General features: G+C 35.7%; 11 protein-coding genes, 1 pseudogene and 3 other annotated features. Of the genes and pseudogenes, 11 read left to right on the top strand and 1 reads right to left on the bottom strand.

Annotated features, from left to right (window positions below):
* Positions 1-30: 30 nt before the first annotated feature.
* Positions 31-555 carry a cysteine hydrolase family protein gene (locus SB773_RS14340; RefSeq protein ID WP_410590489.1) on the top strand — a complete coding sequence of 175 codons (525 nt, stop codon included), beginning with the start codon at positions 31-33 and terminating at the stop codon, positions 553-555.
* A gap of 245 nt (positions 556-800) precedes the next feature.
* Here SB773_RS14340 and SB773_RS14335 read toward each other — a convergent pair whose 3' ends face one another.
* On the bottom strand, positions 801-1238 hold the full coding sequence (locus SB773_RS14335) for a YndM family protein (RefSeq protein ID WP_410590487.1): 438 nt from the start codon (positions 1236-1238) through the stop codon (positions 801-803).
* 150 nt (positions 1239-1388) lie between these two features.
* Between SB773_RS14335 and SB773_RS14330 the strand changes: the two genes are divergently transcribed.
* The 10 genes and pseudogenes from SB773_RS14330 (at position 1389) to SB773_RS14285 (ending at position 17809) form a co-directional block, all read left to right on the top strand.
* On the top strand, positions 1389-4901 hold the full coding sequence (locus SB773_RS14330) for a DUF4020 domain-containing protein (RefSeq protein WP_410590485.1): 3513 nt from the start codon (positions 1389-1391) through the stop codon (positions 4899-4901).
* 108 nt (positions 4902-5009) lie between these two features.
* Positions 5010-5246, top strand: a binding site (T-box leader).
* Positions 5247-5300: 54 nt separating this feature from the next.
* Positions 5301-5535 (top strand) — a binding site (T-box leader).
* Positions 5536-5729: 194 nt separating this feature from the next.
* Positions 5730-6806, top strand: coding sequence for a bifunctional 3-deoxy-7-phosphoheptulonate synthase/chorismate mutase (locus SB773_RS14325; protein WP_002013433.1), 1077 nt, complete (start codon positions 5730-5732; stop codon positions 6804-6806).
* Between the two features lie 9 nt (positions 6807-6815).
* Positions 6816-7035, top strand: a binding site (T-box leader).
* Positions 7036-7088: 53 nt separating this feature from the next.
* Positions 7089-8261, top strand: coding sequence for a chorismate synthase (gene aroC / locus SB773_RS14320; RefSeq protein WP_410590483.1), 1173 nt, complete (start codon positions 7089-7091; stop codon positions 8259-8261).
* Positions 8262-8279: 18 nt separating this feature from the next.
* Complete coding sequence (gene hisC, locus SB773_RS14315) at positions 8280-9380, top strand: histidinol-phosphate transaminase (RefSeq protein ID WP_410590481.1); 1101 nt, start codon at positions 8280-8282, stop codon at positions 9378-9380.
* Complete coding sequence (gene tyrA / locus SB773_RS14310; RefSeq protein ID WP_002084896.1) at positions 9373-10473, top strand: prephenate dehydrogenase; 1101 nt, start codon at positions 9373-9375, stop codon at positions 10471-10473. Before hisC ends, tyrA begins: the two co-directional genes overlap by 8 nt.
* A gap of 16 nt (positions 10474-10489) precedes the next feature.
* Positions 10490-11779 (top strand): 3-phosphoshikimate 1-carboxyvinyltransferase, encoded by a 1290-nt coding sequence (gene aroA / locus SB773_RS14305; protein WP_044438257.1) that lies wholly within the window; start codon positions 10490-10492, stop codon positions 11777-11779.
* A 17-nt stretch (positions 11780-11796) separates the two neighbouring features.
* Complete coding sequence (locus SB773_RS14300) at positions 11797-12303, top strand: SpoIIAA family protein (RefSeq protein ID WP_410590479.1); 507 nt, start codon at positions 11797-11799, stop codon at positions 12301-12303.
* Positions 12304-12593: 290 nt separating this feature from the next.
* A pseudogene (locus SB773_RS14295) lies at positions 12594-13757 on the top strand (GNAT family N-acetyltransferase).
* 185 nt (positions 13758-13942) lie between these two features.
* Positions 13943-14509, top strand: coding sequence for a TetR/AcrR family transcriptional regulator (locus tag SB773_RS14290; protein ID WP_410590477.1), 567 nt, complete (start codon positions 13943-13945; stop codon positions 14507-14509).
* 183 nt (positions 14510-14692) lie between these two features.
* The gene (locus tag SB773_RS14285; protein ID WP_410590475.1) at positions 14693-17809 is read left to right on the top strand and encodes an MMPL family transporter; all 3117 of its coding nucleotides are present in this window, start codon (positions 14693-14695) and stop codon (positions 17807-17809) included.
* Positions 17810-17847: the final 38 nt, after the last annotated feature.

The raw sequence follows: 17847 nt of genomic DNA, 5'->3' as shown, positions 1-17847 counted from the left end.
GGCTTATAAAAATAAAGGGAGCTGTGTGAAATGAAAAAGGCATTACTAGTTATTGATGTGCAAGCGGGTATGTATACAGCAGGAATCCCAGTACATAATGGGGAAAAGTTTTTAGAAACGTTGCAAGAGCTCATTGGGGAATGTCGTTCAAATGGTATTCCGGTTATTTATGTACAACATAACGGGCCAAAAGATCATCCGTTAGAAAAAGGTACAGATGGCTGGAAAGTGCATGCGGCGATTGCTCCGCAAGAAGGGGACAATATCGTTGAAAAGACGACGCCAGATTCATTCCATGAGACGAACTTAAACGAAGTGTTACAAGAAAAAGGCATTGAACACGTTATTATTTCAGGAATGCAAACAGAGTACTGTGTTGATACGACAACGCGAAGAGCGTTTAGTGAAGGGTATAAAGTAACATTAGTAAGTGATGCACATAGCACATTTGACACAGATGTATTACGCGCTGAAGATATTGTAAAACATCATAATGTTGTATTTGGATCATTTGCAGATGTTATTACGTTAAAAGATTTAAAAGTAAAAGCGTAATTACAGAAGTTGCTGTCTCTTAATGGGGCAGATTTTTTATTTGAAGATAGGCTATCAAACGTTGTCGATAAATCGATATTTCTTGTCGAATCGTTGATATAATTAGAGTTACGATAGATATATTTCCAAAATCGTTGATATAATTTCATTCACCGTATTGATAGTACAAAAAACAAAAAGGAGCGCCACATCGTCAAAAATTCGACTGATGAGACAGCTACTTTTTTGCACCAGTAATTATGGTTTTATTTCTTCTTATCTTTATCCAACACATTCTGTTCTTCAGCAAACTCCGTGCCATATGCAAACCGGCGATTAATTCGAATGTTATCATTGCTGTGCCTTGTGTGGGAATTAGAAAAGCGATGGACGATTACTTCTGATAATGTAAAGACGATGGCAGAAAGGATACTGCCCCATGCAATTTGCATGTAGTTGTCTAATAAAATATTACCGAAAATCCAAACACTTAAATACGTAAGTAAGAAATCCGTCATAATGGCAGCGGAATTGCCAATTCGATTTAAAATAATTTTATCAACAAACATATAAGAAACGATTGTGACGAAGAGACTAAAAGAAATGATTTGGACGAGCGTTGCTGGGAAAAATAGAGCTAGTCCGATACTAAAAGCGATGATGCATGATATAAATTTGATAAGTATTATAGTAATATCACTCAATATTTACACCTCCCATTTATACATAGTTTTACAATAAATTCAGGAGTTCATACATTGGAACGGTTTAATTTATATAAAACTTTATCATGCTGGAATTTTATCTAAATATTAAAAAAACAATTAAAAAATGTTATAGTGAAATGAGAGCGTATGACATTTTTAGGTAAGGGGGAATCCGGGATGTGGATAACTTCAGAAGTAGAAATTCCAGATGAGTTAATCGATCACCTTGAACAAGGTAAGTTAGTATTATTCGTTGGAGCAGGAGTTTCTATGAAGGGGAAATCAAACTTACCGAATTTCGATGATTTAGTTGATGAAATTTCGAAAGCTTTATATGTCGAAAGGCGTGAGATGACAGAACCCCACGATTATTATCTCGGTAAAATTGCGAAAACGAAAGATGTGCATCAAGTTGCAAGAGACCTCGTTAATATAGAAAAATCAAAACCAAATCCATTACACTATGCGATTCCAAGGCTGTTTCCGTTAGATACGGATGTTCGAATTGTAACGACAAACTTTGATCAACATTTTACGTCTGTAATTACAGAAATGAATAAAGAGCTGAATATTTATTATGCACCTGCTTTACCGACAGGGAGAGCGTTTAAAGGGTTGGCTTACATACATGGGAATGTAGAACAAGAGAAAGAAGCTTTAATTTTAACGGATGGTGATTTTGGAAGGGCTTACTTAACAGAAGGATGGGCGAGACGATTTTTAGTTGATTTATTTTCAAATTACACTGTTTTATTCGTTGGGTATAGTCATAATGATCCTGTAATGAAATATTTAGCAACAGGCTTACCACCGAGTACAAGGCGTTATGCTTTCGTCGCACAAGGTGATAATACATATCATTGGGAGCATTTAGGGATAAGACCGATTGTGTATCCGAATAAAGCAAATAATCATCAGGCACTTGTGAAAGCGGTGAAGCGGTGGGCGGAATTAATGGGGGATAATTATATTACGAAAAGAATGCGTATTCGTGATATTGTAACCGTTCCTCCATCAGTAGAGCAGGAGCAATTATCCTATATAAAACAGTCAATAAAAAAAATTGAAACCGTTCGGTACTTCGTTGAATTTGCTCGTGATTATGAATGGGTGGAATGGCTTGAAGCAGAAGGGAAACTAAGAAATTTATTTCTGCTTACAGCAAATTATGATGAAGTAGATGAATTGCTTGCGGAATGGTTAGTGGAGCAATTTCTATTTAGTCATCAAAAAGAACTATTTCAATTGATTTTTAAAAATCATTCTAAAATATCCCCGTTATGGTGGCGAATAATTTGTACTTACTTGAACGATACGAAAGAAACGATGGATCCTTTGTTGTTTGCAAAATGGACATTGCTTATATTAGAAACGGCAGAAAAAGATAGTAGCTCTATTGAAATGATTTCATACTTACTGCAAAAATGTTCTTTCCCAGAGCATAAAGAAATTGCTTTATTGTTACTAACGTTTATTTTAGATGGAAAACTAAAATTGAAGCGTGTAAGAAAATGGGGAAATGATACGCAAGAGTCGATTGAACTCGAGGAATCGAGTCGTATACCGATGCCTATTTTTTCTCATGTGGAGCGAATTTGGAAAGAGAAAATGAGGCCACATATTACTTACTACGCAAATCCGATTATGGTTACGGGGTTAGAAAAAATACAACTATTGTCATTAAGACAAAATGCACTGAAAAAAAGAGATAGAGAAATTTCAGAGCAGGAGTTACAGCAAAATGATTTTACATTTTTAATTCAAATTGTAAAAGAGTGTCTTACATATTTATGTGAAAACAATGAGAAAAAAGCAAATCATTATATTACAGAAATGATAGAAACTGATAGTGTACTTCAAAAGCGAATTGCAATTGAAGCAATGATTAATAATGTATTCGTTACAGCGGATGACAAACTGAAGTGGTTGTTACATGTAGATGTTCTGTTAGATTTCACATGTAAACATGAAGTGTTTCAACTTTTAAAGAATTATTACGCAGATGCTTTAGAGGAAACGAAAGAAGAAGTAATTCAACATGTATTAGAGTATCTTGCAGAAGAGAGGGCGTTTGATGCTTGTCTTGTATTAGACTTACTATTCACGTGTGATTCGAATAGTAAGTGTACGGCGGAAGGATACGAGCTAATGAAACAGAAACACCCCCATTTTTCTTCAGATTTATACAGTGTTCCAAAGAAAGAGGCAAATGAACAACGTATTACATGCAATGTAACAGCTGATGGATTACTGCAGCTGAAAGACGATGAAATAATGGAGCAAGTTCGGCAATTTTCAAGAGACGGTGTTTTTGAACAACGCCATTTTTTAGAGATGTTATCAAAAGCGTGTAAATTGAATGTAGAGTGGAGTATTTCGTTTGCTTATCAACTAGTAGGCGTGCACGAAATTAGTAATGAAGTATGGTTTGTGTGTATAAGAGAGTGGCGAAATAACCGGAATTTGACGAATGAACAAATTCAAAAAATCATTCCGTTATTGCAGAAGTTTGTTAGAAATACTGCTTTTCATTGGTTAATTAGTAGTTTTTTATATGAAATTAGTAATCGATTAGAAGAGTTAGATGAAAATAGTATACGGATTGTAAAACGCTTTGCCTTTTCTGTACTTCCACAAGTTATGAGAGGGGAATCGGATTTTAAAATTGGAAAACAAGAGTTTTACAATGAATCCATTCAGCACCCTGTTGGGAAGATGACCGCTGTATTACTAAAACTGCTAGCATATGATCATTTATACGATCGCAACGTGTATGAATATTTATTTTCATTTGAGGAGCAGGTAAGGGTTACTTCGGAAAGAACGAACTTCATGTTTGCGCGTTTAACAGCAGATATTACGTTTTTATACCATATTGAGAAGCAATGGTGTCGGAAAAATGTACTACCTTACTTAGATTTAAAGAAAGAAAGTGAGCTTACGAAATATGCGTGGGCGGGATTATGTTATACGCAAATTAATCTACCTTTGTTTACAGAAATAAGACGATATATTAAGTATGCAGTAGAACATTTAGATGCACTACATCCATATACGAGAGAAGCATTTTTAAAATGGCTTAGCTTTGTATTTATTAAATGCGTATTATATTGGGAGCAAAAAACAGATTGGTTATATCCACTTTTGATGCAAGAAAACGAAGAGAATAAAATTAAGTTTATGCAGTATTTATGCTACTACGTAAAAACGTTAAGTGGTAAGGAACAACAAAAATTTTGGACAGCGTGGCTTATTGTGTTTTTAAGAGAACGTCCGAAAATGGGCGTAATAACAACGAGAGAATATATGATGCTTTTACGTATTGTTTTATGCATGGATGAGGTTTTAGAAAAAGGATTAAATATTATTTCTAGTAAATTTCAAGGTGTGGAGGGACAATCTAATCAAGAAGAAATGAAACAGTTGTTTATAGAGATACTTGAAAAGAAAGAGCGTATGAAAGCGTATAAAGAATTGTATGCAAATGTGTTTTTCACTTTACTGCAGACGTGTCAAGAAGCCGATTTACTTGAAAGTGAGATCATACAAATAAAAGAACTATTAACCAGGTATGAAGTAGAAAGACATGTATTAAATTTAATAGAAAATGAAATAATTCGCATCGGAATCGTAACGGAGAATTTACAAGAGGAATCATAGGGCGGAAGTGGAATTTTTAAAAAATATATAAAAAGTTATTGACAGTGTTTTGAAAAGCGTTCTATAATACGAATCATACTTATTCAATTTCAAAAACATTTGAATAAACAAAGTGCAATGAAGAGATCACAGTAGTGGTTAGTCTTACTGTAACAGAGAGCTGGTGGTTGGTGTGAACCAGTACAGGGATAATCATGAATTACAGTCTTGGAGCATCTTTTTCGTAGTAAAGATACTATTGTCTTTATGAAGGAAAAGCGGTCAAATGATCGTTAACAGTGAAGAGAGGTAGACGGAAAATTAGTCTACAACTAGGGTGGTACCGCGATAAATATCGTCCCTACTGATTTATTCAGTAGGGACTTTTTGTATTTTAGTGGTCCAACTTGAAAATAAAATAGTCATGCATTGAAAGGAAAAGCAGTAGTTGTTGTTTCCCTGTAACAGAGAGCTGGTGGTTGGTGCGAACCAGTACAAAAACAAGAGCGAATTACAGTCCTGGAGCATCTTTTTCGTAGTAAAGATATGTATCTTTATGAAGGGAAAGACGGTCACATTGATCGTTAACAATGAAGAGAGGTAGGCGAAATAAGTCTACAACTAGGGTGGTACCGCGATAAATATCGTCCCTACTGATTGAATCAGTAGGGCTTTTTTGTACAAAAAAGTGGCTTATTAACTAGTAGTAAGTGTCTTTATGGTAATTATTAGTTTAAAATAAGAAGAGGTATCGATTCCACTTTAAATTTGTATAATTAACCAGTTCAGAAAATAGAGAATTTTTTATTCTCTTACTATACTTTTAAAACATTAGAGGAGGATTTCCAAATGGCAAATCACGAATTAGATCAATTACGTAAACAGGTAGATGAAATTAACTTACAATTATTACACCTATTAAACAAACGCGGTGAAATCGTTCAAAAGATTGGGGAGCAAAAACAAGTACAAGGTACGAAACGCTTTGATCCAGTACGTGAGCGTGAAGTACTTGATATGCTTGCAGAGCATAACGAAGGACCATTCGAAACGTCAACGATTCAACATATTTTCAAAACGATTTTCAAAGCAAGCTTAGAATTACAAGAAGATGATAACCGTAAAGCATTACTAGTTTCACGTAAAAAGAAAAAAGAAAATACAATTGTTAATGTGAAAGGTGAATTGATTGGAAACGGAACACAAACGTTCATCATGGGACCTTGTGCGGTAGAAAGTTTAGAGCAAGTTCGCCAAGTAGGGCAAGCGATGAAAGATCAAGGACTTAAATTAATGCGCGGCGGTGCTTTCAAACCGAGAACATCTCCATACGATTTCCAAGGTTTAGGAGTAGAAGGTTTACAAATTTTACGACAAGTAGCAGATGAGTTCGACTTAGCGATTATTAGTGAAATTTTAAATCCGAATGACGTAGAAATGGCGCTAGAATACGTTGATGTAATTCAAGTTGGAGCACGTAACATGCAAAACTTCGATTTACTACGAGCTGTAGGTAAAGTTAATAAGCCAGTATTATTAAAACGTGGTTTAGCAGCAACGATTGATGAGTTCATTAATGCAGCGGAATACATTATTGCACAAGGTAATGACCAAATTATTCTTTGTGAGCGCGGTATTCGCACATACGAGAGAGCGACACGTAACACATTAGATATTTCAGCAGTACCGATTTTAAAGAAAGAAACACATTTACCAGTTATCGTTGACGTAACACATTCAACAGGACGTAGAGATTTATTATTACCAACAGCGAAAGCGGCACTTGCTATTGGAGCAGATGCAGTAATGGCTGAAGTTCATCCAGACCCAGCAGTTGCGTTATCAGATTCTGCGCAACAAATGGATATTCCAGAATTCCATAGATTCATGGATGAGTTAAAAGGTTTCAAAAATAAATTATCTTAATTCCATATCATAAATGCACTGAAGAGGAAACAGTAGTGCTTATCTCACTGTTAAAGAGAGCTGATGGCCGGTGTGAATCAGTACAAAGGTAAGCATGAATTACAGCCTTGGAGCATCTTTCCCGCCAACTTTTGGAGAGAAAGACGGTCAAACGATCGTTAAAGAAGAAGAGAGGTAGACGAAAGAAGTCTACAACTAGGGTGGTACCGCGATAAACATCGTCCCTACTGAGCGCTCAGTAGGGACTTTTTTGTACAAAAAAATAGTAAAGGGGCAAGAGAAATGAGATATATTACAGCTGGAGAATCACATGGGCCGCAGTTAACAGTTATTTTAGAAGGTGTACCAGCAGGTTTAACATTAACAGCGGAACATATTAATAAAGAATTATTAAGAAGACAAAAAGGGCATGGGCGCGGAAGACGCATGCAAATTGAAACAGATACAGTTGAAATTGCAAGTGGTGTACGTCACGGAATGACACTTGGTTCACCAATTACGTTAATCGTAAAAAATGATGATTTCAAACATTGGACGAAAGTAATGGGTGCTGAACCAATTTCGGAGCAAGAAAGTAAAGAAATGAAACGTACTATAACGAAACCACGTCCAGGACATGCGGATTTAAACGGGGCAATTAAATACGGTCATCGTGATATAAGAAACGTATTAGAGCGCTCTTCTGCAAGAGAAACGACAGTTCGTGTTGCTGCTGGTGCAGTTGCGAAACAAATTTTGAAAGAATTAGGCGTGGAAATTGCAGGGCATGTTCTTGAAATTGGTGGGGTACAAGCGAAGGGTATTTCAAACTTACCAATTGAAGAAATTCAAACGATAACTGAAAATTCACCAGTTCGATGTTTAGATAAAGAAGTAGAACAAGAGATGATGAATGCGATTGATGATGCGAAAAGTAGCGGAGATTCTATAGGCGGTATTGTCGAAGTCATTGCAGAAGGAATGCCAATTGGAGTTGGTAGCTACGTTCATTACGACCGCAAATTAGATGCAAAACTTGCCGGTGCTATTATGAGCGTGAATGCGTTTAAAGGTGCTGAAATCGGAATTGGTTTTGAAGCGGCAAGACAGCCGGGAAGTAAAGTGCACGATGAAATTTTATGGGATGAAGAAAAAGGATACACGAGAAATACGAATAATGCCGGCGGTTTAGAAGGCGGTATGACAACAGGTATGCCAATTGTCGTAAGAGGAGTAATGAAGCCAATTCCTACATTATATAAACCGTTAGCAAGCGTAGATATTGATACGAAAGAAGCGTTCCAAGCGAGTATTGAGAGATCTGATAGCTGTGCAGTACCAGCAGCAGGTGTTGTAGCTGAAGCTGTCGTTGCATGGGAACTTGCCGGTGCACTAGTCGAGCAATTCGGAAAAGATCGCATGGAATTACTAAAACAAAATATTTCGCAACATAACAAATACGCAAAAGAATTTTAATGAAAAGGTGGATTTAACATGCGAGTAAAAGATCAACTATCATCATTACAACCGTATAAACCAGGTAAATCACCAGAGCAAATGAAAGAAGTATACGGGAATCATTCATTTGTTAAGTTAGCATCAAATGAAAATCCATTTGGCTGTTCACCTCGTGTTTTAGGAGAATTACAAAAATCGTGGCAGGAACATGCTTTATATCCTGACGGAGGTGCTGAAGTACTCCGTCAAACAATTGCAGAGAAATTACAAGTGCAAATGGAACAAGTGCTTTGTGGTAGTGGACTTGATGAAGTCATTCAAATTATAAGTCGTGCAGTGCTCTGTAAAGGAGATAATATCGTAACTGCTGGCGCGACATTCCCTCAGTACCGTCATCATGCAATTATTGAAGGTTGTGAAGTGAAAGAAATTGCTTTAAAGAACGGTGTATATGATCTAGATGAAATTTCTTCAGCAGTTGATGAACATACAAAAATCGTATGGATTTGTAATCCGAACAACCCGACAGGCACATATGTGAATGAGCGAAAATTGACTCAATTCATTGAAAGCATTAGTGAAAATACGTTAATTGTCATTGATGAAGCGTACTATGAATACGTAACAGCAAAAGATTTCCCTGAGACATTACCGCTTCTAGAAAAACATAACAACATTCTTGTACTTAGAACGTTTTCTAAAGCTTACGGATTAGCTTCTTTCCGCGTTGGTTATGCGATTGGGCAGGAAGAGTTAATCGAGAAATTAAATGTCGTACGTTTGCCATTTAACGTATCTTCATTAGCGCAAAAAGCAGCGACGATTGCTTTTAACGATGAAGCGTTTATTGAAGAAATAGTTCGTGTTAATACAGAAGGATTACAACAATACGAAAGTTTTTGTACAGAAAATGAAATTCCATTTTATCCGTCGCAAACGAACTTTATCTTCTTGCCGGTAGATGATGCTGGGGAAATTTATGAAGCTTGTGCGCATGCAGGGTTTATTATTCGTCCGTTCCCAAATGGTGTCCGTATTACAATCGGAATTAGGGAACAAAATGAAGGAGTGATTTCAGTGTTAAAACAACACTTTGAAAATAAAAAAGGTAAGTCTCGAGATGAGGCAAATGTGTAAAAAGGTAGTATTAATCGGTACTGGATTAATAGGAGGCTCTCTTGCATTAGCGATTAAAAAAGAGCACGATGTAACGATTATCGGTTATGACATATTTAAAGAGCAAGTAGAGCGCGCAAAAGAATTACATGTAGTTGATGAAGTAGCAGTAGATTTACAGCGTGCATGTGAGGAGGCAAATTTAATTGTATTTGCCTCTCCAGTTGAAGAAACGAAAAAGTTGTTACACAAACTTGCATCATTTCATTTACGAGAAGATGTCATTGTTACCGATGTAGGAAGTACGAAAGGGACAATCATGAATGAAGCGGAAGCTTTATTAACAAAGAAAGTTTCATTTATCGGCGGTCATCCGATGGCAGGTTCTCACAAAACAGGAGTTGAAAGTGCAAAGGCACACCTTTTTGAAAACGCATTTTACATTTTAACGCCAATGAATCACGTGCAGGCGGATCAAGTAGACGAGCTAAAAGAATGGTTAAAAGGAACAGGCTCTCATTTTCTTGTATTAAATACAAAAGAACATGATTATATAACAGGAATAGTTAGTCATTTCCCACATTTAATTGCAGCAGGATTAGTAAAACAAGTTGAGAAACATGCTGGTGATAATCCGCTTATTCATCAACTAGCGGCAGGCGGATTTAAAGATATAACACGTATTGCATCAAGTAGTCCGAAAATGTGGAGTGATATCGTAAAGCAAAATCGCGGGCATTTATTGGAACTATTAGAAGAATGGATTTCAGAAATGGAAGAGCTATATAAGACGGTTTCTAAAGGAGATGCAGGAGAAATACAAAGTTATTTTGCAGATGCGAAAGAATATCGTGACTCTTTACCAGTTCGAAAAAGAGGGGCGATTCCTGCCTATCACGACTTATACGTCGATGTTTTAGATAAAGTAGGGGCATTAGCCCATATCACAAGCATTCTAGCAGAAGAAGAAATTAGTATTACGAACTTGCAAATATTAGAAGCGCGAGAAGGATTGCTCGGAGTTTTACGAATTAGTTTCCAAAGAGAAGAGGATCGAACGCAGGCAAAAATTGCGCTCGGAAAAGAAGAATACCAAACGTATGAAACAATTTAATGAGGAGGGTGACAACGTGAAAGAAAAAACAGTACAAACTGTAAATAACGGATTGAATGGCACAATTACAATCCCTGGAGATAAATCAATTTCCCATCGCGCTGTCATGTTTGGCGCAATCGCGGAAGGTAAAACAACAATTAAAGGATTTCTTCCTGGTGCGGATTGTTTAAGTACTATTTCTTGTTTTAAAGAAATGGGAGTAGAGATTACACAAAATAGAGACGAAGTTACGGTAATTGGAACAGGATTAGAAGGTTTACAAGAGCCAAAAGCTGTATTAGATGTTGGTAATTCTGGTACAACGATTCGATTAATGTCAGGAATACTTGCAAACACACCATTCTTTTCTTGCGTGCAAGGTGATGCTTCAATTGCGAAGAGACCGATGCAACGTGTAACAAATCCACTAAAGCAAATGGGTGCAAAAATTGATGGCCGAAAAGAAGGAACGTTTACGCCGCTCACAATACGAGGCGGGAATTTAAAGGCGATTGAATATACTTCACCGGTAGCAAGTGCGCAAGTGAAATCAGCTATTTTACTTGCAGGCCTTCGCGCAGAAGGTGTAACAACTGTTACAGAACCTCATATTTCCCGCGATCATACAGAAAGAATGCTTGAGGCGTTTGGCGTTACAGTAACTCGCGTGGGGAAAACAGTGAAACTAGCAGGAGGACAGAAGTTAACCGCAACAGATGTTCAAGTGCCAGGTGATGTATCATCAGCGGCATTTTTCTTAGTAGCAGGTGCAATTATTCCAAATAGTAAACTACTATTACAAAATGTGGGAATGAATCCGACTCGTACAGGTATTATTGATGTTCTTGAGAAAATGGGCGCTACGTTTACTGTAGAGCAGATTAACGAAGGAGCATCAGAACCTGCTGCAAATATTACAATTGAAACATCGCCGCTGAAAGGAATCGAAATCGGTGGAGATATCATTCCACGACTGATTGATGAAATCCCAATTATCGCTTTAGCGGCAACACAAGCAGATGGAATTACAGTCATTAAAGATGCACACGAGCTAAAAGTGAAAGAAACGAATCGTATCGATACAGTCGTTGCTGAACTAACGAAACTAGGAGCTCGTATTGAAGCGACCGACGACGGAATGATTATTTACGGTAAATGTAAGCTAAAAGGAAATACAGTACATAGTCACGGTGATCACCGCATTGGAATGATGCTTGCGATTGCCGGCTGTATAGCTGAAGGAGAAACAACAATTGAAGATGCAGAAGCAGTAGGTGTATCGTATCCTACATTTTTTGAAGAACTGCAAACGTTAGCTAAATAAAGTGATGAGAAGCAGATATGCAATGTATCTGCTTTTTTATGTTGGCTTTTTTCGTAAATAATGTTGCTTTATTGCGTAAGAATTTTATCCTTATTGATTTTATGAGATTTTTACGCATAAATGTAACTAAGGGAGATGGTTCCAAGTTGAGTAAACAGAATATCAGCACAACAGTTTCAGGGGATTTAATTGTTACTCATCTAATTGGCAAGATTAATACAGCTGATGTTTATAAATGGTTTAATGGCTTCGAGCAGGTTTGTCAGCAATTCATTTCCGAGGGTCGGAAATACAAATTGTTGGTGGATAGAAAAGGATACACGCCAGATCATTTTTCTGTTCAAAAAGCATGGAAAGATAAGTTCTTCAATGAAACCATTTTGAATCACAGTAAGGCAATTGCGTTTCTCCTTGAAGAAGGGGAGATAATGAATTATTTACAACAATCCAATACAAAAGAATCCGTGAAATTTTTCAATGATTATGAACAAGCATTAATTTGGTTGAATGAATATCCAATATAAAACCTTTATTGAACCAGTTTCTCTCAATCAACTGGTTTTTTTTATGCCCGTAATGTTGCCGTTGTCATAAGTTTCATCACTTTCAATGGGACCTCTTAGCTTCGCAAACCCAAGAGAACGCAAGGCTTTTAATATTCTTATGCCCCCAATAGAAAGCAGTTGAAAAGAGCCTTTATGTTAGATTGTTTCTAAATCGATATCTTTTGTTGAAACATCCTCGTAATTTCACTTACCGAACTATAATAGTTTGAATTATGATATAATTCAAACGAGGAATGGAGGAGAAATATATGAACGTTATACAATTAAAAGAAGATAAGTTTAGAGAAGCATTACGTTTATCAGAATATGCTTTTCAATATAAAGCAAATGAAGAATGGATAGAGCAGAAAATTGCAAGAATGAAGGAAAGCCATCAAATATACGGTATTATGGAAGGAGAAGAGTTAGCTGCAAAGTTGCACTTAATTCCTTTTCATATTTACATAGGAAAAGAAAAGTTTAAAATGGGCGGCGTTGCGGGGGTAGCGACGTATCCGGAATATAGAAGAAGTGGATATGTAAAAGAGTTACTTCAGCATTCACTGCAAACTATGAAAAGAGATGGATATAGTGTATCGATGTTACATCCATTTGCCGTTTCATTTTATCGTAAATATGGCTGGGAACTTTGTGCGAATCGAATCGTATGTCAGATGACAAAGAGCGATTTAATAATTAAAAAACAAGTGAATGGTACAGTGAAACGTTTTAGTAAAGATAATCATCCAGAAGAAGTAGAGAATCTATATGAAACATTTGCAGAACGATTTTCTGGTATGTTAGTTCGCGGACGTAAATGATGGTTACAAGCGGTGTATCATGATTTAACACTGGCAGTTTACTATGATGAAAATAAAACGGCGGCTGGTTACATTTTATACAAAATAGAGAATTCTAAAATGAAAGTAGAAGAATTTGTCCCATTACATAATGAAGCAAGAATTGGTCTTTGGAACTTCATCTGCCAACATGATTCTATGATTAAAAATCTAGAAATGATACTAAGTGAGACAGAACCACTTCTTTACACATTACAAGAACCACGAGTAAAAGCAGAAGTAACTCCATATTTCATGGGAAGAATTGTAGATGTAGAACAGTTTTTCAAACAATATGAATGGAACTGGAACAACGAAGAGCAAGAAGTAATTTTACATATTACAGATTCATTTGCACCGTGGAATAACGTAACGGTTCAACTTAAAAATAATGAAATAACAATCGTTAAAGAAGAAACAGCAAAAGAAAATGGAATTCAAATCGATATTAATGCGTTATCTACTATTATGTTTGGTTACAAGCGACCGCTAGAATTAAATGAAATAGACTTAATAATCGGTAGCGAAGAGGAGATACGTGCATTTGAGAATGTAGTGCCGGTGCGTAAGCCGTTTATTTATGATTTCTTTTAATTTTGTAAAGCTTTGTGCGGCATACTAATGTGTAAATAGCAATGTACTATAATTAAACATAATTAGTTATAGTACATTGCTGCTTTTAACGAAGCATTATGAATGTAACCCCTTGACTTTTAATTCATGTAATTTATAATTAAAAACGGAATGAATTTTCATTCCTGGAAATTGAGGTGAGAAAAATGGCTAAAAATAAACAAGAAGACATTTTTGAAGCGGCTATACAATTATTCGCAGAGCGTGGTTACGATGGTACGACAATTCCGATGATCGCTGAAAAAGCAAAAGTTGGCGCGGGTACTATTTATCGCTATTTTGAAAATAAAGAGGCACTCGTTAACTCATTATTTACCAAAAGTATGCTACAGCTATCTGAAACAATAAAAACTGATTTTCCTGTTGAAGCAAATATTCGTGAACAGTTTAGTCATACGTATAACCGTTTATTTGAATTTGCGAGAAACAATGTGCATGCTTTTCTTTTTACAAATTCTCACTGTGATAGTTATTTTCTTGATGAACAGAGTAAGAAAATATTTGACGATTTTATAGGCTTCTTTATGAATATTATTGAAGATGGAATCGAAAAAGGTTTTCTTCGTCCATTGCCTATAATTGCTTTAATTATTATTGTATATCAACCACTTGAAAAATTAATAAAAGTAATGGCGACAGGGCAGTTAGAATACTCAAAAGAATTAGTAAAAGAATTGGAAGAAAGCTCTTGGAATGCTATTAGAATCATTTGATTCTATAGCTTTATAAGGACAGGAATGAATATTCATTCCGTGGGTAGTGATTTGATAGAATTGAAAAATAATTTAATAGGATAATAGGAATGAACGTTCATTCCTAAATGATATTTTCAAAAACAGGGAATGAATATTCATTCTCTATGCACCATGAAACTCTAATAACAGGAGATGATTCAAATGAGCAAGCTAAAAAGTTGGAGAAGTTTATCTTTTCTATTATGGATAGTTATTACTATTGCAATGATCGTAACGATGCCTAATATGGATCAGTTAGTGAAGGAAAAAGGGCAAATCACGATTCCTAATACAGAACAAAGCAGTATTGCTGACAAGATGATAAAGGGGATGGATAAAGAAGGGGGTGAAAAGTATGAAATTATAACTGTCTTTAATAGTGGAAGTAAGAAGGCTTTAACAAATGAGCAAAAAGAGGAAATAACGAAAACGATCAATGCCCTGCAAAATGAAAAAGAGCAATTAGGAATTAAGGAAGTCGTTTCACATTTAGATAATAAAGAACTGGAGAAACAATTAGTTTCTAAAGATAATACGACTATTTTAACGCAAATATCGGTAGATAAAAAACATGGTAAAATATCAAAAGTTGTAAATAATCTTCATAAAAAAGTACAAATGAAAGGAGTTAAAACGTACTTAACAGGAAGTGATTTAATAGCGGGTGATTTTCTTACATCCTCTCAAGAGGGCGTGAAAAAGACAGAAGTTATTTCGATCATTTTTATTCTTGTAGTATTAATCATTGTATTCCGTTCACCAGTTGTTCCAATTATTTCTCTTCTTACAGTTGGTGTTTCGTATTTAATTTCAATGGGGATTATTGCCCATCTTGTAGATCAATTTAATTTTCCGTTTTCAAACTTTACGCAAGTGTTTGTAGTAGTCGTCCTGTTTGGAGTGGGAACAGACTATAACATTTTATTATATACAAGATTTAAAGAAGAATTAAGTAAACAAGAAAATGCATTTTTGGCTACGAAAGAAACGTTTAAATCGGCAGGTAAAACCGTTTTATATAGCGGGATAGCAGTACTAATTGGCTTTGCATCTCTTGCTTTAGCGAGTTTTAAATTATATCAATCTACTTCAGCAGTAGCAATTGGTGTTGCAGTATTACTACTCGTATTAACTACTTTAAATCCATTTTTCATGGTGCTATTAGGAAAAGGAATGTTTTATCCAGTTAAAACATTTAAAGGACATGAGGATAGTCGTTTATGGGGATTCTTTGCGAAAAATTCAGTAGCAAGACCATTTATCGCTTTAATTATCGTATTCGTGATATCGATTCCATTCGTATTAAAATATTCTAACACGCTTAATTACAATGATTTATTTGAAGTGGATAATAAATATGAATCAAAAATGGGGATTAACGTAATAGAAGAGCATTTTTCGCCTGGTTTCTCTTCACCAAGTACGTTAGTCATTCAATCGGATAAAAAGTTAGATGAGGCGACTTCTTTACAAACTTTAGATGAACTTACTGATAAAATCTCGAAAGTTAAAGGAGTCTCAGAAGTATATTCACCGACGCGTCCAACTGGAGATAAGATTAAAGAATTATATATAAATAAACAAGCCGGAGAATTGAATACAGGCTTAGGAGATGCAAATGGTGGCATAAAAGAAATTAATGAAGGATTAACTGATGCGAAAGATAAAATGGGTAGTAATGACTCAAATAGTCTTGCAAATGTTCAAAAGTTAATTGATGGAACAAATGAAGCGAAAAATGGCGTATCAGCATTAGGGACAGCTTTAAATCAATTATCGAATGGAATAAACAATGGAGCACAAGGAGCGAAGCAAATAGAGGATGGGCTAGCATCATTAAACGGAAATATCAATGCCCTGTCAAATGCAACTTCGCAGCTTCATGCTGGTTATGCTCAGTTAGAAAAAGGTTTAAGTTCGTACGATCAATATTTCGGAAGTATTTCTCAAGCGATTGATGGTGCGAAAAAAGGATATGAACAAATTGAAACGCTAATGAACAATTTCATTCAAACAAAACCAGAATTAGCAAATGATCCTAATGTGCAGCAAACATTAGGAATTGCAAAAGAGGCTCAGAAGCAATTGAGTGGGCTTTCCAACGAATTAAATCAATTAGCAACGCAGCACAAAGCAGCGATGAGTTCATTTAAAGAAGCAAATCAATCATTATTAAAAGTAGATAATGGTTTAAAGGAAATGAACAATGGAGTAACGCAACTACAAAAAGGAGCTGCTGAACTGAAAAATGGATTGAACGAAGGAGCTACAGGTTCAAAACAAATTTCGAACAAATCGGCTGACTTACAATCTGGATTAACGAAAATAAACGATGGACAAGGACAGTTATTAACTGGACTGAAAGATTTGCAAGAAAAGATGGGGCAATTACAATCAGGCTTATCTAAAAGTACAGAAGGGCTTGGAAAAGTAAGTAATGGCCTAGGGGATGCTCAAAAATATTTAGGAGAGCTAAATGAGTCGAAAAGCTCTGAGAAATTTTATATTCCGAAAGAAGTTTTAGAAGGAGAAGATTTCCAAAAAGCATTGAATACGTACATGTCACATGATAGAAAAACTGCTAAAATGACAATTATTTTAGACGTAAACCCGTATTCAAAAGAAGCGATGCCTATCATTCAAGAAATTAATAAAACGATAGATGGTACGTTAAAGGGAACAGAACTAAATGATGCGAAAAAAGCAATTGGCGGGACAACAGCTAGAAACGTTGATTTAAAAGAAGTAACCGGGCAAGATTTCCTACGTACTGCTACGATTATGTTATTAGGGATTTCGCTTGTATTAATCGTGATTACACGCTCATTCTTAAACTCAATCTTTATTATTGGGTCGTTAATTTTAGCGTACTTTGCATCACTTGGTATAAGTGAACAAATTAGTGCACATGTATTAAACGTAGAGTCATTAAGCTGGAATGTTCCATTCTTTAGCTTCATTATGATTGTCGCTTTAGGAGTGGATTATAGCATCTTCGTTATGATGCGATACAATGAGCTAGAAGGGGATTCAGTAACGAAAATTGTAAATGCATCTCGTCACATAGGAGGAGTCGTATTATCAGCGGCACTTATTTTAGGAGGGACATTTGCAGCGTTAATTCCTTCAGGAGTATTGACACTTATACAAGTAGCATCCGTTGTTGGCGTTGCTCTTTTACTATTAGCTTTAATTGTAATGCCGATATTGTTACCTGCTTTAATAGGATTGACGAGTAAATTGAAGAGTTATAAAGAGAAAATAATAAATACGAAATAAGAAAAACCTGTAGGGAATGTTTTCTCTACAGTTTTTTG

This window comes from Bacillus sp. SIMBA_074, from assembly GCF_046534555.1.
Lineage (GTDB): Bacteria > Bacillota > Bacilli > Bacillales > Bacillaceae_G > Bacillus_A > Bacillus_A mycoides.
Note: the sequence above shows the minus strand (reverse complement) of the source record. Positions and strands in the feature narration are given on the sequence as shown.

Coding starts and splice junctions, on each gene's coding strand:
- SB773_RS14300 (WP_410590479.1), top strand. CDS start 11,797: ATGCAATGTATCTGCTTTTTTATGTTGGCTTTTTTCGTAAATAATGTT.
- hisC (WP_410590481.1), top strand. CDS start 8,280: ATGCGAGTAAAAGATCAACTATCATCATTACAACCGTATAAACCAGGT.
- SB773_RS14340 (WP_410590489.1), top strand. CDS start 31: ATGAAAAAGGCATTACTAGTTATTGATGTGCAAGCGGGTATGTATACA.
- SB773_RS14290 (WP_410590477.1), top strand. CDS start 13,943: ATGGCTAAAAATAAACAAGAAGACATTTTTGAAGCGGCTATACAATTA.
- SB773_RS14330 (WP_410590485.1), top strand. CDS start 1,389: ATGACATTTTTAGGTAAGGGGGAATCCGGGATGTGGATAACTTCAGAA.
- tyrA (WP_002084896.1), top strand. CDS start 9,373: ATGTGTAAAAAGGTAGTATTAATCGGTACTGGATTAATAGGAGGCTCT.
- SB773_RS14325 (WP_002013433.1), top strand. CDS start 5,730: ATGGCAAATCACGAATTAGATCAATTACGTAAACAGGTAGATGAAATT.
- aroC (WP_410590483.1), top strand. CDS start 7,089: ATGAGATATATTACAGCTGGAGAATCACATGGGCCGCAGTTAACAGTT.
- SB773_RS14285 (WP_410590475.1), top strand. CDS start 14,693: ATGAGCAAGCTAAAAAGTTGGAGAAGTTTATCTTTTCTATTATGGATA.